Origin of the sequence: Bradyrhizobium sp. SZCCHNGR1005 (assembly GCF_032489995.1) — a bacterium.
Lineage (GTDB): Bacteria > Pseudomonadota > Alphaproteobacteria > Rhizobiales > Xanthobacteraceae > Bradyrhizobium.
Map to the genome: position 1 here is coordinate 827,145 of NZ_JAUEZC010000003.1, position 23,889 is coordinate 851,033.

A 23,889-nucleotide genomic window follows, 5' to 3' on the forward strand; every position below is an offset into this window, starting at 1 on the left:
CGCGAAATCGTGCTGCTGCCCCATCCGTGGTGGAGTTGGCCGCGCGGGAGCGACCGCCGTCGCGAGATGCGATGGAATTGCGCCGGCCATGTCGGCATGACAGAACCGATTCGCCCTGCAGTTGAGCACGTGGCCGCCGAGAAACTGGGCTTGCAAGGCCGTTGGCTTGCCGATAGCTTTTTTTCGGCCGATCAGTGGTGTGGCGGATTTCGCAGCGTTGACCTTGCAGCGTGATCCTTGACGTCCAGTCCCCGTGCGCTGGTCAGGCAACGACTTGCTTCGGCCAAAGAGGGGGATGCCGATGAAGGCCTTGAAGGCGGCGCTCGTGGCCGCAGCCGCGCTGGCGAGCGTCACACTGCCGGCTTATGCGCGCGATCTCACCGTCGTCTCCTGGGGCGGCAATTACCAGGATGCCCAGCGCAAGATCTATTTCCAGCCGTTCGCCGCCAAGATCGGCGCCACCGTGCTCGACGAAAGCTGGGATGGCGGTTATGGCGTGCTGCAGGCCAAGGTGAAGGCCGGCGTTCCGAACTGGGATGCGGTGCAGGTCGAGGCCGAGGAGCTCGAGCTCGGCTGCAGCGACGGCATCTACGAGAAGATCGATTGGCAGAAGCTCGGCGGCAAGGGCGGCTTCATTCCGGCCGCCGTCAGCGATTGCGGCGTCGGCGCGATCGTGTGGTCGACCGGCATCGCCTATGACGCCGACAAGATCAAGGACGGGCCGAAATCCTGGGCCGACTTCTGGGATACCGCGAAGTTTCCCGGCAAGCGTTCCCTGCGCAAGGGCGCCAAATACACCCTCGAATTCGCCCTGCTCGCGGACGGCGTGCCCGCCGCCGATCTTTACAAGGTGCTGAAGACCCCGGAAGGGGTCGACCGCGCCTTCAAGAAGCTCGATGCGATCAAATCCGACATCGTCTGGTGGGAGGCCGGCGCGCAGCCGCTGCAGCTGCTGTCGTCCGGACAGGTCGCGATGACCTCGGTCTATAACGGCCGTATCAGCGCCATCAACCGTTCCGAAGGCAAGCACTTCACCTTCATCTTTCCGGGCAGCATCTACGCGGTCGACAGCTGGGTCATCCTGAAGAACTCGCCGAACAAGGACGCCGCGATGGATTTCATCGCCTTCGCGAGCCAGACCGAGAACCAGGCCAAGCTGCCGGAATACATCGCCTACGGCCTCCCCAACATCGCCGCGGCCAAGCTCGTGCCGGAAAAATACGCCGCCGAGTTGCCGACCACCCCGGACAATCTCAAGCAGGCGATCGCGCTCGACGTCACCTTCTGGACCGACAATTCGGAAGCGCTCTCCAAGCGCTTCAATGCCTGGCTCGCACGTTGAGATGGCCTGAGTTGAGACCCTCCGCATCTGTGCTCGCGCTGTCTGCAATCCCGTGAAGCTGCCGGACATGGACAATCCGTTCATCTCGTTCCGGCAGGTCACCAAGCGCTATCAGACGCTGACCGTGGTCGATCATCTCGACCTCGACATCGCCCGCGGCGAGCTCGTCAGCCTGCTCGGCCCGTCCGGCTCGGGCAAGACCACGCTGCTGATGATGCTCGCCGGCTTCGAGCAGCCGACCAGCGGCACCATCGCGATCGATGGGCGTCGCATCGACGGGCTGCCGCCCTACAAGCGCAATATGGGCGTTGTGTTCCAGAACTACGCCCTGTTCCCGCACATGACGGTGGCCGACAACATCGCCTTTCCGCTCAAGATGCGCGGCGTGGCGAAGGCCGAGACCGCCGAACGCGTCGCGCGCGCGCTCGACATGGTCAAGCTTACGACGATGGCCGCCCGCAAGCCGGCCCAGCTGTCCGGCGGCCAGCAGCAGCGTGTCGCGCTCGCCCGCGCTCTGGTGTTCGAGCCGCAGGTCATCCTGATGGACGAGCCGCTCGGGGCGCTCGACAAGAAGCTACGCGAACAGATGCAGCTCGACATCCGCGACCTGCATCGGCGGCTTGGGCTCACGATCGTGTTCGTGACCCACGACCAGGACGAGGCGCTGACGATGTCGGACCGGATCGCCGTGTTCAACCACGGCCGGATCGAGCAGATCGGCACGCCCCAGCAGATCTACGACCTGCCAAGCACGCCCTTCGTCGCCGAGTTCATCGGCGAGACCAACCTGCTGCCCTGCAGGATCGCGCAACGAACGGAAGACGCGCTGAGCCTGATGTCCGAGTCGGGCCTGAGCCTGTCGGCGCGGGCCACGGCCCCCCCCATCAATGAAGCGCGGGTACAGATCTCGATCCGCCCGGAGGCGATCCGGATCAACGATCCCGCGCCCGCGGCCAACGGCTTGACGGCGCGCATCATCGACGCGGTCTATTTCGGCGATCATATCAGGCTGGTCGCGACAGTCGGCACGCAACGGCTGATCATCAAGAGTGAGCGCGCCAGGCGGGCGGTCGATGTCGGAGACGAGGTCGCGCTGTCCTTTGCAGCGTCGGACGTGTGGGTGGTTGGATCATGCAAGGATCGAGCATCGCCCATCGGCTGAAGCCGGTCGTGCTGCTGGCACCGCTTTTGGCCTTCATGATCTGCTTCTTCGTGGTGCCGCTGGTGACCATGATGAAGTCGGCGGTGTCGGACCCGGTCGCGACCAATGCCCTGCCGCGCACCGCGCAAGCCTTTTCGGGCTGGGACCGCACGGCCGTCCCGACGCCGGCGCAAGAGGCCGCGTTCGTCGCCGACCTGCGCGCGCTCACTGATCATGACGAGCAGTTCGGCGATCTGGTGCGGCGGCTCAACAGCGCCCAGTCCGGCTTTCGCAGCCTGCTCGGCAAGACCCGCCGAGCCGTCGACGGCGCGGCCGGATCAGTCGATCTCGCCGCCATCGACGCGCGCTGGCGTGAGCTGACCTACTGGACCACGATTGCCGAGGCGGTCGCCTCGCGCTGGACCGACCAGAACCTGCTGGCGGCGGTCGATCTCGAACGCAACGCAGCCGGCGCGGTCGCCGCGATGCCCGAGGGCACATCCGCCAACCGGCTGATCCTGACCCGGACTTTCGTGACCGCGGCCATCGTAACGCTGGTCTGCATCGCGATCGGGCTGCCGTTTGCGATGGTCGCTGCCTCGGTCGAGGGATGGCGTCGCCAGCTCCTGCTCGGTGCGGTGCTGCTGCCACTATGGACTTCGCTGCTGGTGCGCACCGCGGCCTGGTACATCGTGCTGCAGGACAACGGCTTGATCAATGTGACGCTGAAGGCGCTCGGCATCATCTCAAATCCGCTTCCCTTGATGTTCAACCGGCTCGGCGTGGTCATCGCCATGACCCATGTGCTGCTGCCTTTCATGGTGCTGCCGATCTTCAGCGTGCTGGTCGCGATCCCGAAAAACCTGATGCCGGCCGCGGCCTCGCTCGGCGCGCATCCGCTTCGCGCCTTCCTCCACGTGCTGCTGCCCCTGAGCCTGCGCGGCGTGGTTTCGGGTGCGCTGCTCGTGTTCATGGCGGCGCTCGGCTACTACATTACCCCCGCCCTGATCGGCGGCGCCAACGACCAGATGATCTCGTCCGTCATCGCCTACTACGCCACCGCGGCCGCCAATTGGGGCATGGCCGGCGCGCTCGGCCTCGTGTTGTTGGCAATGACGATGCTGCTCTATGCGGTCTACATCAGGCTCGCGCAGGAGGAGGAGCACGCATGAAGGCGCTTCCCCTCATCAAGGCTCTCTTCGCGAGCCTGGTCGTGCTGTTCCTGCTCGGCCCCCTGGTTGCGATCCTGCCGCTCTCGCTGACCGACAGCGTGTTCCTAAATTATCCGATCCCCGGCTACTCGACGCGCTGGTTTCGCGAACTGATCGAAGCCGATTCCTGGCGCCTGTCTATCCTTAACAGCCTCATCATCGGCACCGGCACCACGGTGCTTGCAACGCTACTCGGCACGCTGGCCGCACTCGGCTTGCGCGGCAAACGGGCGTCGTTGACGTTCGCTGCCATGCGCACCTTATTCCTGTTGCCGATGGTGGTACCGGCGGTCGTGCTCGGCGTCGGCATGCAGTTGATGTTCGCGCGCTATGGGCTGGTCAACACCTATCTCGGTGTCATCATCGCCCACACGGTGATCGCGGTCCCGTTCGTGCTGGTCAACGTATCCTCGGCGCTGCAAGGCGTCGACACCAGGGTCGAGCGTGCCGCCGCGAGCCTCGGCGCCTCGCCGCAGACCGTGCTGTTCGCGGTGACGCTGCCGCTGGCCCTGCCCGGCATCGTCTCCGGCGCGCTGTTCGCCTTTGCGACTTCGCTGGATGAGGTCGTGCTGACCCTGTTCGTGGCAGGGCCGAATCAGCGCACCCTGGCACGGCAGATGTTCGCCACCATCCGCGAGAACATCAGCCCGGCGATCGTGTCGGCCGCTGCCGTCTTCATCGCCGGAACCATCGTGCTGTCGCTGCTGATGGTCGCGATCCGCCGCCGCCTTTCCTGAATGCCTGCCGCGCGATCGTAGACGCTACCCGGCTTTGACGTATGTCCGCCAGTTGTGCGCTTCCTTGAATCCGAGCACCTCGCGTGCCTTGCGGTTCGACAGCGGCGCCTCGTCGTCACCGAGTTCGCGGGTCACCGAGACATCGGGACAATAGCGGCGCAGCAACTCGCGCGTCGGGATGTTGGCGGTGACGGTGTCGTTGACGGCGTTGAAGACCTGAAAGCCGAGCCCATCCTTCTGGATAGCGAGGTGTACGATCTCCCCCAGATCGCGAGCGTCGATGTAGGACCAGGCATTGCGCTTTCGCGACGGAGGATCGGCCAGGAAGCCGGGGAACATGTCGTACTCATGCGGCTCAATGACGTTACCGATGCGCAGCGCATAGATGTCGATGCCGTAGCGCATGGCAAAAGCGCGCGCGGTCTTTTCGTTGACGACCTTGGACAATCCGTAGGAGTCCATCGGGTCGGTGTCGTAGTCCTCCTCGAGCGGGAAGCTCTTGAAGTCCTTATCGCCTTCGGCAAAGCAGACGCCATAGGTGGTCTCGCTGGAGGCGATCACGACCTTGCGGACGCCGAGCTTCGCTGCGGCTTCGATGACGTTGTAGGTACTGATCGTGTTGACACGGAAGGTCTCGTTGTCAGGCGCAATGAGAACGCGCGGAATTGCCGCAAAATGAACCACGGCGTCCGGCGCCTGCGGCGCCCTGCCGGCTTTGAAGCCGTCGAAGCCGAAATGCGTGGTCAAAGCGTTGAAGGCCTCGCCGCTGTCCGTCAGATCAGCGGTTAGGGTATTGATGCCAGGGTGATCGAACGGCTTGAGATCGACGTTGAGAAGCTCGTAGCCCTTGCTCTGCAGATGCGGCAGCACATGCCTGCCGGCCTTGCCCGTTCCCCCGGTGAACACCACGCGCTTGCCTGTCATTGATTTCTCATCCTCGTTAGTGCGCGAATTCGTTTCTAGCAGTTTCGGCTGCACCCGCTCCATAGGAACTTCCAACTTGCCGCGCGAGGACGATGTGCGCCGGCCACTCAAGCGCAATCGCTCGGGCGATTGTGCCCTGCTCCCGATACGCCTCCAAAGCGCTGAACCTTGCCCGCCGGTTGCAGCGCGCACTTGGCTGCGGCCAGGTCGCACCATCAGCACAGGGGCCGTGATGAATGCCGGCTATTTTTTTGCAAACGAGCCGTTGGGCGGGGCCAGCGCCCGTGCGCCTCTGGCTTTCGAGGACGGTCGTTCGGCACAGATCGGACGCGAGGGGAGCGCCGCAAGAGAGCACGCTCATGCCCGCCGTCATCCGTCATATCTGGCGGCTCTGGCGGCGATCCGGACCACCCTGCGGAGCGGTCACATCCACCACAACGCGAACCACAAAATTCTGCGATCTCGCGTCAATTGAGATATTCGAGGCTGGGTCACCGGCCGGATCAGCCGATGGTGGGCACGACAGGGATCGAACCTGTGACCCCTACCATGTCAAGGTAGTGCTCTCCCGCTGAGCTACGTGCCCTGGAACCAGGAAGGTCATTATCGGGTGGGGGTCCGTATATCGGCTCCCGCGCGGGCAAGCAAGGACGCAAAACCATGGAATGCGGGATATTTCGCCCGCAGGCCGGCCTGCCTCCCGAAATACGGCTCAGGCCGCCAGCATCTTATTCACTTCGCTGACCAGCTCGCGCAGATGAACCGGCTTCGACAGTACCTTGGCGTTCTTCGGCGCTTCCGAGTCGGAGTTCAGCGCCACGGCGGCAAAGCCGGTGATGAACATGATCTTGATGTCGGGATCGAGCTCGGAGGCGCGGCGGGCCAGCTCGATGCCGTCCATCTCGGGCATCACGATGTCGGTAAGCAGCATCTCGAACGGCTCCTCGCGCAGCCGCTGATAGGCCGACATGCCGTTGTCATGCGGCGAGACCTGGAAACCGGCGTTTTCCAAGGCCTTGACCAAAAAGCGGCGCATGTCGTTGTCGTCTTCGGCGAGGAGGATCTTGTGCATGGCGAAAGGTCGTATGTCCCGGTGAAAACGGAGCGGCTAGCGTCACTTAGCCCGACGGACGGTAAATTTCGGGTGAAGGGTTGAGGATGTTGATCCGATATCCGCAAGGCATTTTCAGGGCCGTCGCGCCACCACATGCTCCGGAGCGTTCTGCCGTAATCTCAGAGTTGTTCCAAGCCGGCGTTGAACTTTTTCCTTGCTTTTCACTTGGCAGAACGGCTGGGATTACCGACAATGTTCGCTCATCATGAACGAGTCCGCGTTGTCCTGGCCTTGGCTCTCGGCCGTAAAGGTCCGGCGGAGTCGGCGACATGGTCAAGGGACCGCTCCAAGGGATCACTCCAAGGGACGGCACTTAAGGGATGACGGAGTTGACTGGGGAACTGCCGCCATTTGAGATCATGGAGCCCTCGACGTGGCGGGCGCCCATCATCTTCAACTCGCCGCATTCCGGCTCGGTCTATCCAGACGAATTCCTCAAGGCCTCGCGGATCGACCTGCCGACGCTGCGCCGCTCCGAAGATTCCTTCATGGACGAACTGGTCGGGGGTCTCGTGACCAGCGGTTTCCCGGTCGTCCGGGTGCATTTCCCGCGCTGCTATGTCGACGTGAACCGCGAACCTTACGAACTCGATCCCCGGATGTTCACCGGACGGCTGCCGAGCTTTGCGAACACGCGCTCGATGCGGGTCGCCGGGGGTCTCGGCACTATTCCCCGCGTGGTCGGCGACGGTCAGGAGATCTATCGCGACCGGCTCGGTGTCGAGGACGCGTTGCACCGCATCGAGACCTTGTACAAACCCTACCACCGGGCACTGCGACGGCTGATCAACCGCGTGCACCAGCACTTCGGCACGGCAATCGTTGTCGACTGTCATTCGATGCCGTCGGTCGGCGTCTCGCGCGACGAGCCGCGGCGTCCGGACATGGTGATCGGCGACCGCTATGGCACGAGCTGCGCGGCGCTGCTGCCCGACCTGATAGAAGACGTGATGGGCCGGCTCGGCTATTCGGTTGGACGTAACAAGCCCTATGCCGGCGGCTTCATCACCGAGCATTATGGCAATCCGGCCAGCGGGCTGCACGCGGTGCAGATTGAGCTCAATCGTGCCATCTATATGGACGAGCGCCGGCGCGAACGCGGACCGCGCTTCGCACAGATCGCCTCCGATCTTGCCGTGCTCGCCGAAGTCTTGGCGACCGTGCCGCTCGACGATCTCGGCCCGTTCCAGGCCGCGGCGGAATAGCCACGACGCCCGTCGCAGCGCTGGCCGACTCGGCCAGTGGCCGCATGAGCAGCGACGACTGTTACGATAGCCGAAAGCGCCGCCACAAAAAAAAGGGCCGCTTGTGAAGACAAGCGGCCCAAGTCTAGGGAGGAAACGCCCAAGGAGGGCAGCGGTAACGCGAAGCGCTACCGCACCGCAACAATATGCAATCGCGCTGCACAAAGCGCAAGGGTTTTTCTGCCGTTTCCCATGCGAAAATCGCAGGCCGGGTTGCGCCTTCCGCGAACCTAGCTTCGTTTCATAAGCTATTTCAATTGCTTGATCGAGAGATCGGAAGAGACCTGGATACCGTCCGATTTCGTTCTCCGTTTCGTGATGGCAAAAATCGAAAATAGACCGCGCCTGGAAGACCTCAGCGGCCGAAAGATATTTGATATCTTGACCGATGGTTCCGCCAACGGTGCATCTCCGCGGCATTTGGGCTAGGGCATGCCGGCATGGGCGCGCACTCCACGACCAGGCGGTTACGGCCATTCGGCCCGCGGCGCTTGGGACGTGGCGGGCGCATCTCATTCTAATAAGTCGCCTTGATTGAGAGCCCGCAAATGACGCGGAGGCTGCAATCGGCGATACTGGTTCCGCCGAATTCGCATTGAAGGACCTATTGTGACGGTTATCGACTTCTCCGCCTTCATTGGCCGCCTGGCAACCGCCTCCGGCGAAACCATTCTGCCGTTCTTCCGGACCTCGCTCTCCATCGACAACAAGAGCATCCGGCAGGATTTCGATCCGGTGACCGAAGCCGACCGCGCCGCGGAAGCCGTGATGCGCCGGCTGATCAAGGCCAACTTCCCTCAGCATGGCATCGTCGGCGAGGAGTTCGGCAATGAACGCGAGGACGCCGATTACGTCTGGGTGCTGGACCCGATCGACGGAACCAAGTCCTTCATCGCGGGCTTTCCGATCTGGGGCACGTTGATCGCGCTGCTGCACAAGGGCACGCCAGTCTTCGGCATGATGCACCAGCCCTTCATCGGCGAGCGTTTCTCGGGCGACAACGGCTCGGCAACCTACCGGAATTCCGTCGGCGAGCGCCGGCTCTCGGTGCGGCGCTGTGGATCCCTGAAAGAAGCCGTCTGCTACACCACGAGCCCGTTGCTGATGAACAAGGCCGACCGGGCCACCTATGAGCGGGTCGAAGCCGAGGTGCGGCTGTCGCGTTACGGAGGCGATTGTTACTCCTATTGCATGCTGGCGGCGGGTCACCTCGACCTCGTGATCGAGACCGAGCTCAAGCCCTATGACATCGCCGCGCTGATTCCGATCATCAACGGCGCCGGCGGCATCGTTACCAATTGGGACGGCGGCCCGGCGCAGACCGGCGGCCGTATCATCGCCGCCGGCGACAAGCGCGTGCACGAGGCGGCGCTGAAGATGCTGGCTGGCTGACCTTGCAGCTGAGTGCGTGCGTGCACTCATCCCGCCGCCTTGCGCAGATGATCGACCAGGAGCTTCGCGGGCCGTGGCAGCGCCTTGAAACTGCGCGCACAGATCACGAGCCGGCGATTGGCCCAGCTGTCACGCAGCGTCACCACCGAGATCGGCATCGTGCGCGCGCAGCGCCGGGCGGCGGCTTCCGGCACCACCGCGATGCCGACCCCCGCCGCCACCATCTGACAGATCGCGTCGAAATCGCGCAGCCGCGCCCGGAAATGCTGGCGGATGCCGAGTCGCGCTGCGTGCTTGCCGATATGGACCTGCAGCGCGGTAGCCTGGGTCAGCCCGACGAAATCCTGGCCTGCGGTCTCGACGAAATCGATCTGACGGCGGCCCGCAAACGGGCCGCGCCGTCCGGCAACCAGCGTGAGCCGGTCCTCGCCGAACACGAAGCGCTCGACATTGTCGGGCAGCGCATGCTCGGCGGCGAAGCCGAGATCGGCGCTGCCGGCCGCGATGGCGGCGGCAATGTCGGTACTCTCCCGCTCCTCGACGTCGACGCTGATATCGGGATGGTCGCGCAGGAACGCGGCCAGAGCCCGCGGCAGATGTTCGGCAAGACCAACAGTGTTGGCGAGCAGCTCCACATTGGCACGCAGGCCTGAGGCGAAGCGGGCCATCTCGCCCTGCATCGTCTCGACATTGTGCATGATGATGCGGGCGTGATCGAGCAGGCTTTCGCCGGCGGCGGTCAGCGCGACGCCGCGACGGCCGCGCTTGAACAGCGGCACGCCGAACGCGTCCTCCAGGCCCTTGATGCGCGCGCTCGCCGAGGCCAGCGCCAGATGCGCGCGGTCGGCACCGCCGGTGATGCTGCGCGCATCGGCAACCGCGATGAACAGCCTGAGATCGACCAGGTCGAACCGCATCGCCTCATGCCCCCCTAGGCTTCGAGCAGGCCGAAGGCTTGCTCCGTAACCTCCAGATTGTGCCCTCGCCCGCGATCGGTCAATCTCCGGGCCATGATCGACCCCATCCTGATCTTCATCGCGTTCGCGCTCACGCTCGCCGGCTTCATCAAGGGCGCGCTCGGGCTGGGCTTGCCGACCGTCTCGGTCGGACTGCTGGCGGTGGCGATGCCGCCGGGCCGCGCCCTCGCCATCGTCATCGTGCCGGCCGTGATCACCAACATCTGGCAGACCTTCGTCGGCCCCTATTTGCGAGACATCGCCCGACGGCTGTGGCCATTGATGCTCGGCACCGCGATCGGCATCTGCCTGAACGCGTCGGCGCTGAGTCACGGCTCGACCCATTACGGCAACATCGCGCTTGGGCTCCTGCTCGTCGTCTACGCGCTGCTCGGCCTGTCGAAGCTCGCCTTCAGCGTGGCACCGCGCCACGAGAAATGGGTCGGCGGCATCGTCGGCCTGATCACCGGCCTGATCTCGGCCGCGACCGGCGTGCAGGTGGTTCCATCCGTCCCCTACATGCAGGCGATCGGGCTGCAGAAGGACGAGCTGGTGCAGGCGCTCGGCGTGTTCTTCACCGTGGCCACCATTACGCTGGCCTTCAACCTCACGAGCTCCGGCCTGCTCTCGACCGCCACCGCGCTCCCGGGCGCGGTAGCAATGGCGTGCGCTTTCCTCGGCATGTTCATCGGCCAGAGCGTGCGCTCGAAAATGCCGGCCGAAACCTTCCGCCGCGTCTTCCTGATCGCGATGATCCTGCTCGGCCTTTATCTCGTCGGCAGCGCCGTCCTGGAACTCTATTGGTAGATCTATCGCGCCTCCAGCAGCGCGATCCGGACGCCCAAATAGACGAACAGACCGCCGATCGCCCGGTTGAGCCACGCCATCACCTGCGAAGAGCGCTGGACGCGCTTGGCCGTCCTCGCCGCGACCGCGGCGACGCCGAGGCACCAGATCGTGCCGTTGAAAATAAAAATTCCGCCGAGCAGCAGAAAGGCCAAGGCCTTCTGCGGCGCGTCGCCTGCGACGAATTGCGGGAGGAAGGCGAGGAAGAACAGCGCCACCTTGGGGTTCAGCACGTTGGTCAGCGCACCCTGCAGGAACACGCTCCGAAGCGGAAGTGCCGTGCTGACGAAGCTCGTGCCCTGGGCAGATGAATGCTGCCGCGTGAGCAGCATCTTGATACCAACATAGGCCAGATAGGCCGCGCCGAGCCATTTCACGGCAAAAAACGCGGTCGCCGACGCCGCGAGCAGCGCCGAGAGCCCAACCGCCGCGGCAAACACATGGACCAAGCACCCGGCGCTGATGCCGACCGCAGCGGCGGCACCACCCCGCCAGCCCATCTGCACGCTGCGGCCAACGATATAGGCCGTGTCCGGCCCCGGCGTAACGTTGAGCAATAAGCCCGACAGGATGAACAGCCCGAAATCGTGAATCCCCAACATGGATGGCTCCTTTCAAAGTGACCGAACCGACGAGCGTTCACCTAGACGAATTATCAGTTGCAAAAGCATTGGATTCAACAGCTGCAGCCATGGTATCGGGAACGCAGGAGCGGGAGTGCGATGGAAAGACGGCTGGCTGCCATTGTTTGCGCCGACGTAGCCGGCTACTCGCGGATGATGGGAGCCGACGAAGCCGGCACGCATGCCGCGTTCAAGGCCCATCGCGGCGCGATCCATCCCATCATCCTCAATCATGGCGGCCGGATCATCAAGAAGACCGGCGATGGCTTTCTGCTCGAATTCCCGAGCGTGGTCGGCGCCGTCGAGGCGTCGGTCGCGATGCAGACCCTGATGGCCGAACGCAATGCGCATCTGCCGGCGGAACGCACCATGCGGTTCCGCCTCGGCGTCCACATGGGCGATGTCATTGCCGATGAGGATGAGGTGTTCGGCGACGGCGTCAACCTTGCGGTGCGGTTGGAAGCGGCAGCCAACCCCGGCGGCGTTGCGATTTCCGCCAAAGCCTATCAGGAGGCGAGCCGGCACGTCGCGGTCAGCTTCGCCGACGCCGGCAATTTCCGCTTCAAGAACATCGAAGACACCATCAATGTCTGGACCTGGGAGCCCGGCGGACCGGATAAGATCCGCGAGCCGCGCACCGCTTCGGTCCTGCCCCCACAATACCGGACCGCGATCGTCGGCGTTCTCCCTTTCGTCAACCTGAGCGATGCAACCGACGATTATTTCTCCGACGGGCTGGCCGAGGACCTCATTCATGCGCTCTCGCTGCAGTCGTTCTTCCGCGTGCTGAGCCGGAATTCGACCTTCGTTTTCAAGACCGCAGACCTGAGCGCCCGCCTGATCGCGCGCGAGATCGACGCCACCTACCTGATCCAAGGCTCGGTGCGGCGCGCCGGCGCCAAGATCCGGGTCACGGCCGAGCTGGTGGCGCCGGAGAGCGGCGAACAACTCTGGGCCGGGCGCTATGACCGGGATATCGGCGACGTGTTCGCCGTGCAGGACGACATCACCAGCAATCTGTGCGCGGCGCTGATCCCCGAGATCTACCGCGCCGAGGCCTCGGTCCCGACCCGGTCGCTCAACACCGATCTCACCGCTTGGGACCGCTTCCTGCGTGGGCTGTCGCACTATTATCAGCCGACCAAAGCGGATTATGAGCGGTCGATCGCGCTGTTCCGCGAGGCGATCGCGCTCGATCCGGCGCTTGCGATCGCCCACACCTATCTCGGCACCATCCTGCTGCAGGGCATCCATTTCGGCTGGATCAGGAGCACCCACCAATTGTGGGATGAGGCGATGCGGCTGGCCGAAACCAGCGTGCGGCTCGCCCCCCGCTCCTCCTTCGCCTATTCGCTGCTCGCCTACGTCAACGCGATGGAGGGGCAGCCGGACGCGGGCATGGCCGCGGCGCGGAAAGCGCTCGAGCTCAACCCTTACGACATGGGCGCCCGTGGCGTGCTCGGCGTGTGTCACATGGTTCGCGGCGAGCACCGGCAGGCTGTGGAGCTGTTCTCGATCGCAGCGCAACGCGGCAACAGCGACCCTCGCTATCAGTGGAACGTGCTGAGCGCGTTCAGCCATTATCTGCTCGGGCACTATGATGCGGCGCTGTCCTGGGCGCGGGAGGCCTACTACGAGAACCCCGACCATCTGCAGGGCCTCTCGATCCGGGCCGCCAGCCTCGCGCAACTTGGGCGATGCGCCGAAGCCAAGGAGGTCGTCGCCGCGATGCTCGAGCTCTATCCGTGGCTCACGGTGGAGCGGTTGTTGAGCAACCGTTGGAAAAGTTCGGATGACATCGCGCATTACCGTGACGGTCTGGTGAAGGCGCGCATGCCCTCGTCGAAGCTCACATTGGTGGAGACGGTCGCGCCCCGCGCGCGTGGATGAGAGCAGACGTCCGGCAGTGGACGCCCCGCGACTTCTGGTTGACACCAAATCCGAATACGCCATCATCCGCAGACTCTCGTGAAAATCCTCGCGTAGATGTGGGCTGGCTCACGTCCGGCCGCCTTGGTCCGCGCTACTCCTTTCATCACCGGTTTCTTCCCAAGGATGCGATTGCATGCCCCCAGACCCCGCCCCCGGCAGCAACGCGCTGCCTGAGCAGATTCCGGTGTCGGCCAACAATCCCTGCCCGTTCCTGCGCGCACTCGTGGCCGGCGGCTTCGTCGATAGGCACACCGTTGCGCTGCCGAAGATCAGCAGCACGATCCAGGCCGCGAGCGGCGAGACCGGCTTGCGGCGGCGGATGGTCTGGCCGCAGACCTTTGGTGTGGCACTGATCGCCAACGGGTTCGGCCCGCTGCGGCTGATCCACAGCCTGTGGTCGGGCGTGAATCTGGACCAGCTTCGCAACGGCCCGCTGGACAAGCACGGCGGCGGCTCGCGCATCCTCGATGCCGAGGCCCATGTGCACGAAGGCGAGATCGACCGCCTCGCCTGTTTCGGCAGCGACTATCCCAACCCTTGCGGCGGCACCGAGCGCGGGCTGAACGCGGCGCGGATCAAGACCTACATGCGCTCCAACATCGATCGGGACGGAGCCGATGCGCGCTGGTACTTCCCCTTGCTGATGCGAGGCGAATGGCCGGTGCTGCTGCGCGTGATGGGCAAGGGCGAAGGCGACAATCGCTATCTCAGCGTCGCCGAGGTGCGCACCTTGTTCGTCGACCGCCGCCTGCCCGAGCGGATCGTGACACGGCTCTTGACCAAGCCGAGGCCCGCGGGCCTGCTGTGGCGCCTCGGCCGGGCGACGATCGGCTTCGCGGTCGCGCTGGTTGTTCTGCTCGGCGTCGCGTGGATCGCCTTCCCCGACCAGACCGATGAGACCCTGAGCAGCATCCTGCCAAAGTCGATTGCGGAAATGGTCCCACCGGCGCTGCCGGCCTATGAGGCGCCGAAGACGGCGCATTGGCTGAATCAGGGCTGGACAGTCAAGGACCGCCAGTGGTTTCACCACGCAACCCAGGGCACGGCGACCTTCCCGGTGCCCTACAAATGGTTCATGGCGCTGGAGCAGCCTTATCTGTCGCCATTCGGTACGCCCGGCCGGATTTCCGACAGCAGCTATCTCGAACGTTTCGGCTTCATCCCGAGTCCCAAGAGCACCGATGGCGATTCCGCCGGCCTCAAAGCCTATGGCTTCGATGCAGCCGCGGATGCCAATGCGAGCCCTGCGCCGGCGCCGCTGCCGGGCCTCGCGCCGACCCCGGCCGCCAACAACGACGGCCTGCCGGTCGGCTTCGCGCGGCTGAGCGGCGCGGTCGATCCCGCAACCGGCGCGGCCGAGCCCGACAAGATCGGCCTCACCTGCGCGGCCTGCCATACCGGCAGCATCCGCTACAAGGGCACCAGCATCCGCTTCGATGGCGGCCCGGCGATGGTGGACTTGCGCAAGCTCGAAAAGGCCATGGGCTTTGCAATGATGCTCACGCAATGGGTCCCCACGCGCTTCTCGCGCTTTGCCGAGCAGGTGCTCGGCGCCGGCGCGAGCGAGTCGGAGCGCACGGCCCTGAAGAAAGGGCTGAAGGCCGCGACCGATTTCGCGCTGACCATGCAGGCCAAGAACTATCAGAAAGCGATCGAGGCCAAGGGCCAGAGCGAAACCCAGGAAGGTTTCGGCCGGCTCGATGCGCTGAACCGCATCGGCAACCAGGTGTTCTATCTCGACATGGCGGTCGGCGGCCTGCCCGGCTACCTCGACAATCAAGAGGCCATCGCTGCTCCCGTCAGCTATCCGCCGATCTGGACCGTGCCGTGGTTCTCCTGGGCGCAATATGACGCCTCGATCTCTCAGCCTTTGATCCGCAACGCCGGCGAGGCGCTCGGCGTGTTTGCCGCCGTGAACTTCTCGCCCGATCGGCCGGCGAATCGGCTGTTCCGCTCCTCGATCGCAATCGAGAATCTCGTGTACATCGAGAACATGCTGCACGGCCCGGATCCGTTCGCGGCCGACCCGCCGCGCTTCGGCGGCCTGACCTCGCCGAAATGGCCGGACAAGCTGTTTCCCGGCGACAAGGCGTGGACCATCGATCTGGCCAAGGTCGATGCCGGCCGCAAGCTCTATGGCAAGATCTGCGTCGAGTGCCATCTGGGCCCGGTCGACGATCAGAGCTTCGACACCGACGAAGACACCAAGGCGCTCAGCTTCTGGCGACGCGACGGCGGTCCTTGGAACAAGTCCGGCGACGCCGTGAATCTGGTGGAGAAGCCGGTCGCCGACATGAGGACCGACCCTGGCCAGTCCAGCATCCTGCGGACGCGAATGGTCAAGGTGCCCGGCTTCTTCGGTCTCGATCCGGCCAAGGACCTGAAGGGCTGCGGCCTGCCGCCGAGCACATCGACCACCGACATGCCTTACGCGCTGGCGCTGATGGACGTCGTGCAGCGCGCCAGCGACAAATGGTTCGACGAGCATCCGGTCGTCGATCGGAGCCAGGTGTGGGGCAAGCGCAAGAACTGCCCCAACCCGGCGCCAAAGCCGATCTATCGCGCCCGGCCGCTGAACGGCGTCTGGGCCACCGCGCCCTATCTGCACAACGGCTCGGTGCCTTCGCTCTACTGGCTGCTGAGCCCGGCCGCGGACCGGCCCACCTCGTTCTGCCAGGGCGCGCGCGACTATGATCCGATCACGGTCGGCTTTGCCGTGCCTGCCGGCGGCGAGGCCTCCTGCAAGACCGGCCAGACCCGCTTCATGGCATCCGACAGCAAGGGGCCGATCAAGGGCAACAGCGTGATGGGCCATTCCTTCGAAGGACCCGAGCGCGATCCGCACGACTATCCCCCGGGCGTGATCGGCCGCGGCTTCAGCGACACGGAGCGCTGGCAGCTGATCGAATATCTGAAGACGCTGTAGGAACGCACTGCCACGGCTCCTCCGCCACCCGTCATTGCGAGGCGCGCCACCGCCGAAACAATCCAGAGCTCAGCCAGGATTCTGGATTGCTTCCGCCGCAGCTCCAGGGGCTTCGGCGGACCGGTCGCTCGCGCTTGCAATGACGCAACGCCGCTCATTGCTATTCAACGGTCAAACAGCTTGAGCCATGCATCCGCGCTCTCGCGGCATGAGTTGCCCGAGCTTTGCTGACGACTTCGCCTTCGACCAAATCGGAGGCGCAGGGAAGGCCGCATAGGCGTTAAGGTAGCGCGAGCATCGATTGATACTTGCGTTTTCGAGGAGGCTCGCGAAGGTGGCGCCCCAACGCGCGTTTTCTGCGGCGCAAGCAACGGATGGTTGGTTGTGGAATGATTGCTTGCAGCAAGGATGCAACGAGCTGCTGCAGGACCCGCCAAGCGCCAGGCGTCGTTAAGCGGCCTGCGTCCAGTGGGGAGAGTCCTCGAAGTCGCTGGCAAGCGGCTCGAGCAACAGGATGATCAGGAGGTGGGCCAGCAGGTAGGGCTTGGCAGAGCGCGGATCGGTTCCTGGCGGCGTCTTGAGGCCAATCAGACTCTTCAGTCGCTTGAACCCAAGCTCGATCCGCCATCGCAATCGATAGAGCGCAAGCACATCTTTGGTGGAGAACTCGTCCCGCGCGAGCGACGTGATCAGAATGACCCAATCCGCAGCCTCCAAAGTTTCTTTGGAGATGATGCGGTTTTCATCTTTTGCGTCTTGCCGGGCTTTACGCCGAGAAGCAGCAGCCGCACCGGTGGGCTTCTTGATTGCGACCAGACGCATAGCCAGAGGCGCGCCGCCCTTGCGCTTGATCCAAATCTCCCGATCGACCAGTCCGCGCGCCTTCGCGGCACGCAATTGGGCCATCAGATCGAACGGAAGGCCTTTGGCGTCAAGCCAACGTGCGTTCTTCCAGCCCGCTCGGATCAAAACGTCGGCCCCGGCTTCGCGGACGGCCGCAATGCGGTCAGGTTGCAGATAAGCGCGGTCAGCAATGCGGATCTCGTTCTTGACCACTGGTATCCGGTCAAACGTTTCGCCCTCTTGCTGATCTGTCAGCTCGAAGTGACCAAAGCGCTCATAGGGCAGATCAAATGCGCTATGAACGCGCCAAAGCTCACTGTTCTTGCGCGCAGCCGGTCCCGCCTGAGGCACTGTCGTCGCATCGATGATGCGGATCAGGCGGCCTTGGCTCGCCTTCGGAGCTGCCGCAGCGAGCAAGCCCTCCACCAGCACCGCAAACCAATCACCACATTGACGCAGCCGATAGAACAACGCCACGCTGGTGAGGTCGGCAAGGCCAACAGAAGCCGCCCATGCGGCTGTCGATCTCAGCCCTCTTTCACCCAAACAATAGGCCAGCATCAGCCGAAGTAACGTCACCGCATCTGGAATCTGCCGCCGACGCGCGAAGGCCTTCGTCTGGCGCGCAGTTTTCTCGAGCTGCGCAGCCCCGCCCAGCTGCGCAACCACTCTCGTCCAGTCCTCGTTCAGGAGCGATTCGTCTGCCATCCCCTGTTCGAATCACGGCGGATTCCAACACTCAAGCATAAACTTAACGCCTATGGGGAATGCCGGGTGAAGGCCTCACCCATGGCCCGCCTGCAACAAAGAAAGCAGGCGGCAGTCACCACAGGTTAAGCCGAACATCCGGCATTCCCTGCGCGATGGCTTTACGACTTACTCCGCGCTCTCCCCAGGGACCGGCTTTATTGCCCCTGTCATCCGCGCAAACGTCAGCGCGAACTTGGCCTCAGCACCGGGAGACCAGGACCACACGGCTTGATCGTGCGCATCGGATTGTTCGTCCGCATGAATGATCACGCTGCAACCCGACACGCCCACCGCATCCCGCTACCCACGTCCGTGACGATCGCGATACGCCCTCCTGAAAGGAAGCGGGACGGCGCTGATTAATGCACGACTTCTGAAAAAACGAAAGTGAAATATTTTTCGCGCGGGGACTGGACAGGGTTTGGCAGAGCGCGCCTGGCGGGCAAACCACCCATCTCGCGGCGAAGCGCCGCCATGCCTGAACTCGAACGCACGATCAGCGTGTCTATCAGGGTCGCATCGCTACGCGGACGCACCGCCGACCGCGATCCGCGTCGCCCTGAGTTGCCGGAACAGCAGATAGAAGGCGGCGACATGCGTGATCATGAGCAGAGGCACGTAGATGACCGGGATCGCATAGGCGGCACCCAACTCGCCCGCCATCGATGGAAGGTCGACGCTGACGGCCTGGGCGTAGTCGACGAAGAGATCGATGATACCCACCACGTTGAAGGCTGTGACGAACAGCCAGAACAAGGGACGCATCCTGACGGCCAGCAGCGCCAGCGTGGCAAGGAGCCCGGTCACGAAATCCCAGTACGCGGCGAAGGTCGCGAAGTCGGCCGAAAGATGGGGCCCGACGTAGCCGGGCAGGATAAAGACCAGGCCGAAAAAGCGGAAGCTGTGCAGCGTCGCGATGGCACGCTGGGCTTCGACATGGTCCATGGATCTGAGACGCGGCCCGATATAGGTGGCGAAGCAAAGCAGCCACGCGACATAGCCGAAGACGAGCTGAGTGCGGAAGATGGCCTCGGGTGACATGATCTCCTCCTCTCAGGCGCTCGCCGGCGCGGCTTCGAACACGGCGGTCAGAATGACGATCCGGCCTTCCAGCAGATTCCGTCCGAGATTGGCGGACAGTTCTGCGAAATCCGGACCCATCACCACGCCGAGATTGGGCGACGGTGGCGGCCCCGAGGCGCGCAGTCGCGCGATCCAGGCTTTTGCCGCCTCGGTATCGTCGCGCCAGACCAGCGTTCGGAAGCCCGCCGATTCGATCGCCTCGCGCGTTGCGTCCGCGGTCAGCAGAAAGCTCGTCGCCGCGGTCCGTGCCCAGGGTACGGGATAGTGCGGCTCGGCGCCGTTCGAGACGACGTCGAAGATCGCGAACCTGCCGCCTGCCTTCAGCACGCGCCGGATCTCGCGATACAGCCGTGCCCGTTCCACGATATTCATCGCGACGTGCTGCATGAGAACGGCATCGAATGCGCCATCGCCGAAGGGCAGCTCCAGGGCGCTTGCGACTTGGAATGACACCTGCCCGCTTTGCCTCGTGCGCTCGGTCAAATAGCGCGCGGCCTCCACGAACGGGACGCTGAGGTCGATGCCGGTCACCTTGCAGCCGCAGGTCGCGGCGACAAAGCGCGCCGGACCGCCAACGCCTGAGCCGACGTCCAGAACCGACGTGTCGGCGGTGATTCCGGCCAGCTTGGCCAGTTCGTCGGTCGCGGCAAGCCCGATGCTGTGAAACTGGTCGAGACCAGCGAGCTGTCGCGGGTCGAGACGCTGATCCTCCGAGCCGAACGCGGCGAGCGCCGCCTTCAGCCGCTCCGTCAGACCCGTCGCCCGGTAATGGTTGCGTACACCATCAAGCGCATCGTTCATGGCGGTCCTCCTGATCGGCACGGATGCCGGTTGCAGCTCATGAGATACGCTCGCTTTCCCCGGACAACTATTCGCGATAATGTCGATGGGCCATGAAGCAGAGCTTCACAGTCCGGCAGGGTGCGCTCGACGGCATCGAGGCCTTCCTCGGCGTCGCGAAACACCGCAACTTTCGCAGAGCGGCGGCGGAGCTTGGCGTGACGCCGTCCGCGATCAGCCAGGCGATCAGAGCGCTCGAGACACGTCTCGGCGCAGCCCTCTTCATTCGCACGACCCGCAGTGTCGGGCTGACGGAGGCTGGCACGCGTTTCCTGTCCCGTGCGAAGCCGGCCTTCGAGGAACTCGTGGCCGCCAGCGAGACCGCGCGTGACCTCGGACGGCGGCCAACCGGACTGCTGCGGCTTTCGGTGCCGCGCGCGGTTCTGCCGGTCCTCCTGCAGCCGCTGATCGCATCCTTCTGCAAGGCCTATCCGGAGATCGAAGTCGAGATTGCCGCAGGCGAGGAGCTGGTCGACCTTGCGGCCGCGGGTTTCGATGCCGGTATCCGATTGGGGCAATTCATCGCGGCCGACATGGTCGCCGTGCGGCTGTCCCCGCCGTTTCGCCTCGTGATGGTCGGCAGCCCGGCTTATTTCGGCGGCAACCGGCGGCCCCAACGCCCGGACGATTTGCGTCATCACCGCTGTATCAGGCTGCGGCGCTCCAACGGTGCAGTCGGATCGTGGACGCTCAACGATGGCGACCGCTCCATCGAGATTGCGGTCAGCGGTCCGCTCATCGCCAACGATTTTACAACCATGCTCGGCGCGGCCGTCGAAGGCGTGGGGTTGGCGCAACTTCCCGAGCCGGTGGCCGCCGAGCCATTGCGCGCTGGAAAGCTCGTACAGGTTCTGGCGCCGTTCGCGCCAACCGCGCCGGGGGTCTTCCTCTACTATCCGGCGCATCGCGAGATCATGCCGAAGCTCCGCGCCTTCGTCGATCATGCGAAAAGCCACTCGCCGGCGATGCGGCGGTCCCGAACCAGGACCGCCTGATAACCTGCTGGCCAGTCGGAGGTAGCAGCCGGAATGCATGCCGCGATCAGGCCTTTTGGCGTTGAGAATGACGGTGGCGAGCGCTCGCCAGTCTCGCGGCAGGCCCGCGCGCGCCCTCAAAGGAGGCGGGACGCTCCTAATCGATTTTCGAAGATGAAACCGGAATATTTTTTGCGCGCATGATGGCCACCATGCCCAAAGCCGTCGGGTGGCCGTAAGTTGACCTACGTCAACAGTGCATTGCTTCGGGCTTCTTACACTGCGTGACGTCACCTGAGGGAGAGCCCCATGCGCGTGCAGGCAACCACATTCTTTGCAGCGACTCTGGTGTTGGCGATCGTCGCCTCGCCCGCCTCAGCCCAACCCGGGCCAAGCGCGACGCAAGGCTGGGGCCCCGGCATGATGATGGGCCCCGGAATGATGGGAGGACGCGGCTTCGGCTTTTTCTGCCACCCGCGCATGGCGGGGTTTGCAGAGTGGCGCATCTCCGCGATCGAGGCCGCCGTCAAGCCGAACGACACCCAGCGCGCACGCCTCGACGAATTGAAGGCGGCGTCCGCCAAGGCAGCTGACATCATCACGAAGGACTGTCCGACGGCGCTCCCGGCCAAAGCGACCGACCGCCTCGCCCTGGCCGAACAGCGGCTCGATGCCATGCAGCAGGCCATCAAGATAGTCCGGCCAGCCTTTCAGGCCTTTTACGATTCACTCGACGACAAGCAGAAGGCGACGCTGGATGCCAGCGGACCCCGCCATTGGGGATGGCACCACTGGCACTGGCCCTGGAGCGAGGATTAGTGGAATCGCCGCTCGCGCAGCGTCACGGCGTGCGCAGTCGGTCCCAACGTGCGGCACGACACCGGCCAAAGGAAAGCGCACCACCTGACCAGCGGGCGAAACGCACAGGTTGCGCCCGCATCGGCCACACTTGACGCAGCGGCCCATCGCACAAACGACGTCCGACTGCGCGATCACGGAAGATCCGTAGCAGCGTAATGCGCCGCCGTTCGTGAGCAGCTCAGCGTGAGAACACGCGCGGCCTCTGCACGCCACGCGTGCATCCGCAAGCACGCTTCCCCTCTCCCGCCCAGGCCGAGCTGCAGGGGTGTCTGCGCCGCGCGGTATTCGAAGACGGCGCGAGTCGACATTCACGTAAACCCAATCGCAACAGCCCGATGCGATCTTTCGCAGGTTGGCCGAACTCGCCTGGATCCGTCTGCACGCGCTGGGAACGCGATCCCGCTGCACGAAAACGGTCAAGGACGTCTTCGCCGCGAACATCGCCAACAAGCAAAGAGATCAAAGGTCTCTACCGCGTCGAGAACGGGATCTTGGAGGGCATGGCATGATGGGCGTCAGCCGAACAGCAAACCGGGCGATCGCCCTCTTGGCCCGCTTTTCGCGGGACAGCAACGCCAACATCGCGGTCACATTCGCAGTGGCGCTGTTGCCGATCCTCGCGGCGATCGGCTGTGCGACCGACTACTCGATGGCGATGCGCATCAAGACGAAGCTCCAGTCCGCGGCAGATGCCGCGAGCATCGCCTCGATCGCGGTCAATTCGGCAGGCTACAACGCGGCGATGTCGATGACATCGGACGGATCCGTTGCGGCCGGCATCACCGAGGCGAACAACATCTTCAACGGCGATGCGTCCACGGCGAGCGGCTACACCATAGTGTCGGAAACCAGCACCGTCACCAAGACCGGCTCCACATTGACGTCGCAAGTGCAATTCACGGCCAACGTTCCGGTCACCTTCCTGGTCGTGCTCGGCTATCAGAACCTGACGGTCAGCGGCAAGTCGTCTTCCTCGACCACGTTGCCGCTCTATCTCGATTTCTATCTGACGCTCGACGTCTCGGGATCGATGGGGCTGCCGTCGACAACGGCGGAAGCTCAGCGGATGCAGGCGGTCAGCCCGGACAACTACAGGCAATACCCCACCGGATGCACCCTCGCCTGCCATTTTTCACCGCAGAACAGCGCGTGCACCGATTCGGGCACGCAAGGATATCCCACCAACAATTATTGCCTGGGCTATGCGATCTCGCGCGTCAGTCAGAGCGGATACAAGAACCTGCTGACCACCAACCGCAACTACCCCAAGGGCGTTCAACTGCCGTCCTGGATCGTGTCCGGCCTGCCGAACTCGCTCTACAACAACCTGCCGACCGTCGCGAACTGCCCGACCGACGGCACGGATGCGTGTATCCAGCTGCGGCTGGACGCGGTCGGCTATGCCGTGAACCAGCTGTTCGTGACGGCGAACAATACCAAGAAGGTCAGCAACCAGTTCAGGATCGGCCTCTATCCCTTCATCCGCTATCTCTATTCCTACTTCCCGCTCACCAGCAACATCAACGGCTCGACGACCGATTCGTCGACCATCAACTATGCCGCGGCCAACCTTGCGACGCTTCTCGACACGAACACCAATAGCTATCTCGGCTCGGGCGGCACGCATATCGACACGGCCTTGTCCAGCGTCAACAACCTGATCGTCAGCGTGGGCAACGGCAGCGCCTCGAACAACACCTTGCCCTATGTGTTCCTGGTCACCGACGGTGCGCAGGACCCGCAGGTGAAGGGCGTCCCCAACGGCTCCTGGTCCGGCAGCAACCATGCCACCGTGATCGATCCGAGCACTTCCTGCAGCCCGCTGAAAAGCCGCGGCATCATCATTGCGGTGCTGTACATTCCCTATCAGCCGATCAATCCGGTCAACGCATCGTTCGCCGGCGACGAGGACGACTACGCCAACAACAACATCCCGTATATTCCACCGAGCCTGCAGGCCTGTGCGTCGCCGGGCTTCTTCTACACGGCGAACTCGCCGGCCGACATCACGTCGGCGCTGAATGCGATGTTCAACCACGCGGTGGCCGAAGCCCATCTGACGAAATAGCAGCGAGGACGGTTTGCGAGGATCCGCCCTGGTTCAGGCTGCGGCGAACGAAACGCTCCGCCGATCCGGCCTGACCGTTCCC

19 protein-coding genes and 1 tRNA gene are annotated in these 23,889 nt (G+C 64.0%); 12 read left to right on the forward strand and 8 right to left on the reverse strand.

The genetic code is table 11. The features are described from left to right. Positions 1–301: 301 nt before the first annotated feature. The 4 genes from QXZ85_RS16345 to QXZ85_RS16360 all read left to right on the forward strand — a co-directional run bounded on the left by QXZ85_RS16345 (position 302) and on the right by QXZ85_RS16360 (position 4,431). Positions 302–1,342: an ABC transporter substrate-binding protein gene (locus QXZ85_RS16345; protein WP_315747599.1), complete on the forward strand. Its 1,041-nt coding sequence runs from the start codon at positions 302–304 to the stop codon at positions 1,340–1,342. Positions 1,343–1,409: 67 nt separating this feature from the next. Then, positions 1,410–2,504 (forward strand): ABC transporter ATP-binding protein, encoded by a 1,095-nt coding sequence (locus QXZ85_RS16350; protein WP_315766883.1) that lies wholly within the window; start codon positions 1,410–1,412, stop codon positions 2,502–2,504. A 35-nt stretch (positions 2,505–2,539) separates the two neighbouring features. After that, the gene (locus tag QXZ85_RS16355; protein ID WP_315706695.1) at positions 2,540–3,655 is read left to right on the forward strand and encodes an ABC transporter permease; all 1,116 of its coding nucleotides are present in this window, start codon (positions 2,540–2,542) and stop codon (positions 3,653–3,655) included. Further along, positions 3,652–4,431: an ABC transporter permease gene (locus tag QXZ85_RS16360; protein WP_315744307.1), complete on the forward strand. Its 780-nt coding sequence runs from the start codon at positions 3,652–3,654 to the stop codon at positions 4,429–4,431. Before QXZ85_RS16355 ends, QXZ85_RS16360 begins: the two co-directional genes overlap by 4 nt. Before the next feature lie 24 nt (positions 4,432–4,455). Here the strand turns inward: QXZ85_RS16360 and QXZ85_RS16365 are convergent, their stop codons facing one another. The 3 genes from QXZ85_RS16365 to cpdR all read right to left on the reverse strand — a co-directional run bounded on the left by QXZ85_RS16365 (position 4,456) and on the right by cpdR (position 6,427). Beyond that, on the reverse strand, positions 4,456–5,355 hold the full coding sequence (locus QXZ85_RS16365) for an NAD(P)-dependent oxidoreductase (RefSeq protein ID WP_315744306.1): 900 nt from the start codon (positions 5,353–5,355) through the stop codon (positions 4,456–4,458). A 511-nt stretch (positions 5,356–5,866) separates the two neighbouring features. After that, positions 5,867–5,941 (reverse strand) — tRNA-Val (locus QXZ85_RS16370). Between the two features lie 126 nt (positions 5,942–6,067). Further along, positions 6,068–6,427: a cell cycle two-component system response regulator CpdR gene (cpdR, locus tag QXZ85_RS16375; RefSeq protein ID WP_006610087.1), complete on the reverse strand. Its 360-nt coding sequence runs from the start codon at positions 6,425–6,427 to the stop codon at positions 6,068–6,070. 362 nt (positions 6,428–6,789) lie between these two features. Here cpdR and QXZ85_RS16380 point away from each other — a divergent pair, with 362 nt between their 5' ends. Next, complete coding sequence (locus tag QXZ85_RS16380) at positions 6,790–7,674, forward strand: N-formylglutamate amidohydrolase (protein ID WP_315706562.1); 885 nt, start codon at positions 6,790–6,792, stop codon at positions 7,672–7,674. A gap of 648 nt (positions 7,675–8,322) precedes the next feature. Continuing rightward, positions 8,323–9,105: a histidinol-phosphatase gene (hisN, locus tag QXZ85_RS16385; protein ID WP_315706561.1), complete on the forward strand. Its 783-nt coding sequence runs from the start codon at positions 8,323–8,325 to the stop codon at positions 9,103–9,105. A 26-nt stretch (positions 9,106–9,131) separates the two neighbouring features. Here the strand turns inward: hisN and QXZ85_RS16390 are convergent, their stop codons facing one another. Then, positions 9,132–10,022: a LysR substrate-binding domain-containing protein gene (locus tag QXZ85_RS16390; RefSeq protein ID WP_315727574.1), complete on the reverse strand. Its 891-nt coding sequence runs from the start codon at positions 10,020–10,022 to the stop codon at positions 9,132–9,134. 93 nt (positions 10,023–10,115) lie between these two features. Between QXZ85_RS16390 and QXZ85_RS16395 the strand changes: the two genes are divergently transcribed. After that, complete coding sequence (locus QXZ85_RS16395; RefSeq protein ID WP_315706559.1) at positions 10,116–10,868, forward strand: sulfite exporter TauE/SafE family protein; 753 nt, start codon at positions 10,116–10,118, stop codon at positions 10,866–10,868. 2 nt (positions 10,869–10,870) lie between these two features. Here the strand turns inward: QXZ85_RS16395 and QXZ85_RS16400 are convergent, their stop codons facing one another. Then, positions 10,871–11,509, reverse strand: a complete 639-nt coding sequence (locus tag QXZ85_RS16400) for a LysE family translocator (protein WP_315769659.1) — start codon at positions 11,507–11,509, stop codon at positions 10,871–10,873. 120 nt (positions 11,510–11,629) lie between these two features. On the opposite strand from QXZ85_RS16400, the gene QXZ85_RS16405 reads away from it, so the two are divergent. Together QXZ85_RS16405 and QXZ85_RS16410 are read left to right on the forward strand one after the other, a co-directional pair. Beyond that, entirely contained in the window at positions 11,630–13,420 is a 1,791-nt protein-coding gene (locus QXZ85_RS16405; protein ID WP_315769658.1) for an adenylate/guanylate cyclase domain-containing protein, read from the forward strand. A gap of 175 nt (positions 13,421–13,595) precedes the next feature. Next, positions 13,596–16,388, forward strand: coding sequence for a di-heme-cytochrome C peroxidase (locus QXZ85_RS16410; protein ID WP_316174459.1), 2,793 nt, complete (start codon positions 13,596–13,598; stop codon positions 16,386–16,388). Between the two features lie 450 nt (positions 16,389–16,838). Here the strand turns inward: QXZ85_RS16410 and QXZ85_RS16415 are convergent, their stop codons facing one another. The 3 genes from QXZ85_RS16415 to QXZ85_RS16425 form a co-directional block, all read right to left on the reverse strand. After that, positions 16,839–17,939, reverse strand: a complete 1,101-nt coding sequence (locus QXZ85_RS16415) for an IS4 family transposase (protein ID WP_315701243.1) — start codon at positions 17,937–17,939, stop codon at positions 16,839–16,841. A gap of 564 nt (positions 17,940–18,503) precedes the next feature. Continuing rightward, entirely contained in the window at positions 18,504–19,022 is a 519-nt protein-coding gene (locus QXZ85_RS16420; protein WP_315706554.1) for a hypothetical protein, read from the reverse strand. A 12-nt stretch (positions 19,023–19,034) separates the two neighbouring features. Next, on the reverse strand, positions 19,035–19,865 hold the full coding sequence (locus QXZ85_RS16425; RefSeq protein WP_315727566.1) for a class I SAM-dependent methyltransferase: 831 nt from the start codon (positions 19,863–19,865) through the stop codon (positions 19,035–19,037). 92 nt (positions 19,866–19,957) lie between these two features. On the opposite strand from QXZ85_RS16425, the gene QXZ85_RS16430 reads away from it, so the two are divergent. From QXZ85_RS16430 to QXZ85_RS16440, 3 genes are all read left to right on the forward strand, one after another. Further along, positions 19,958–20,899, forward strand: coding sequence for a LysR family transcriptional regulator (locus QXZ85_RS16430; protein ID WP_315706552.1), 942 nt, complete (start codon positions 19,958–19,960; stop codon positions 20,897–20,899). Positions 20,900–21,187: 288 nt separating this feature from the next. Then, the gene (locus QXZ85_RS16435; RefSeq protein ID WP_315727564.1) at positions 21,188–21,697 is read left to right on the forward strand and encodes a Spy/CpxP family protein refolding chaperone; all 510 of its coding nucleotides are present in this window, start codon (positions 21,188–21,190) and stop codon (positions 21,695–21,697) included. A 550-nt stretch (positions 21,698–22,247) separates the two neighbouring features. Next, positions 22,248–23,807 carry a TadE/TadG family type IV pilus assembly protein gene (locus tag QXZ85_RS16440; protein ID WP_315706694.1) on the forward strand — a complete coding sequence of 520 codons (1,560 nt, stop codon included), beginning with the start codon at positions 22,248–22,250 and terminating at the stop codon, positions 23,805–23,807. Positions 23,808–23,889: the final 82 nt, after the last annotated feature.

Bases quoted from the DNA above. Each gene is read 5' to 3' on its own strand.
- QXZ85_RS16435 (WP_315727564.1), top strand. From the start codon at position 21,188: ATGCGCGTGCAGGCAACCACATTCTTTGCAGCGACTCTGGTGTTGGCG.
- QXZ85_RS16350 (WP_315766883.1), top strand. From the start codon at position 1,410: ATGGACAATCCGTTCATCTCGTTCCGGCAGGTCACCAAGCGCTATCAG.
- QXZ85_RS16355 (WP_315706695.1), top strand. From the start codon at position 2,540: ATGATCTGCTTCTTCGTGGTGCCGCTGGTGACCATGATGAAGTCGGCG.
- QXZ85_RS16380 (WP_315706562.1), top strand. From the start codon at position 6,790: ATGACGGAGTTGACTGGGGAACTGCCGCCATTTGAGATCATGGAGCCC.
- QXZ85_RS16365 (WP_315744306.1), bottom strand. From the start codon at position 5,355: ATGACAGGCAAGCGCGTGGTGTTCACCGGGGGAACGGGCAAGGCCGGC.
- QXZ85_RS16410 (WP_316174459.1), top strand. From the start codon at position 13,596: ATGCCCCCAGACCCCGCCCCCGGCAGCAACGCGCTGCCTGAGCAGATT.
- cpdR (WP_006610087.1), bottom strand. From the start codon at position 6,427: ATGCACAAGATCCTCCTCGCCGAAGACGACAACGACATGCGCCGCTTT.
- QXZ85_RS16430 (WP_315706552.1), top strand. From the start codon at position 19,958: ATGAAGCAGAGCTTCACAGTCCGGCAGGGTGCGCTCGACGGCATCGAG.
- QXZ85_RS16360 (WP_315744307.1), top strand. From the start codon at position 3,652: ATGAAGGCGCTTCCCCTCATCAAGGCTCTCTTCGCGAGCCTGGTCGTG.
- QXZ85_RS16415 (WP_315701243.1), bottom strand. From the start codon at position 17,939: ATGGCAGACGAATCGCTCCTGAACGAGGACTGGACGAGAGTGGTTGCG.
- QXZ85_RS16440 (WP_315706694.1), top strand. From the start codon at position 22,248: ATGGGCGTCAGCCGAACAGCAAACCGGGCGATCGCCCTCTTGGCCCGC.
- QXZ85_RS16345 (WP_315747599.1), top strand. From the start codon at position 302: ATGAAGGCCTTGAAGGCGGCGCTCGTGGCCGCAGCCGCGCTGGCGAGC.
- QXZ85_RS16425 (WP_315727566.1), bottom strand. From the start codon at position 19,865: ATGAACGATGCGCTTGATGGTGTACGCAACCATTACCGGGCGACGGGT.
- QXZ85_RS16405 (WP_315769658.1), top strand. From the start codon at position 11,630: ATGGAAAGACGGCTGGCTGCCATTGTTTGCGCCGACGTAGCCGGCTAC.
- QXZ85_RS16420 (WP_315706554.1), bottom strand. From the start codon at position 19,022: ATGTCACCCGAGGCCATCTTCCGCACTCAGCTCGTCTTCGGCTATGTC.
- QXZ85_RS16390 (WP_315727574.1), bottom strand. From the start codon at position 10,022: ATGCGGTTCGACCTGGTCGATCTCAGGCTGTTCATCGCGGTTGCCGAT.
- QXZ85_RS16395 (WP_315706559.1), top strand. From the start codon at position 10,116: ATGATCGACCCCATCCTGATCTTCATCGCGTTCGCGCTCACGCTCGCC.
- QXZ85_RS16400 (WP_315769659.1), bottom strand. From the start codon at position 11,509: ATGTTGGGGATTCACGATTTCGGGCTGTTCATCCTGTCGGGCTTATTG.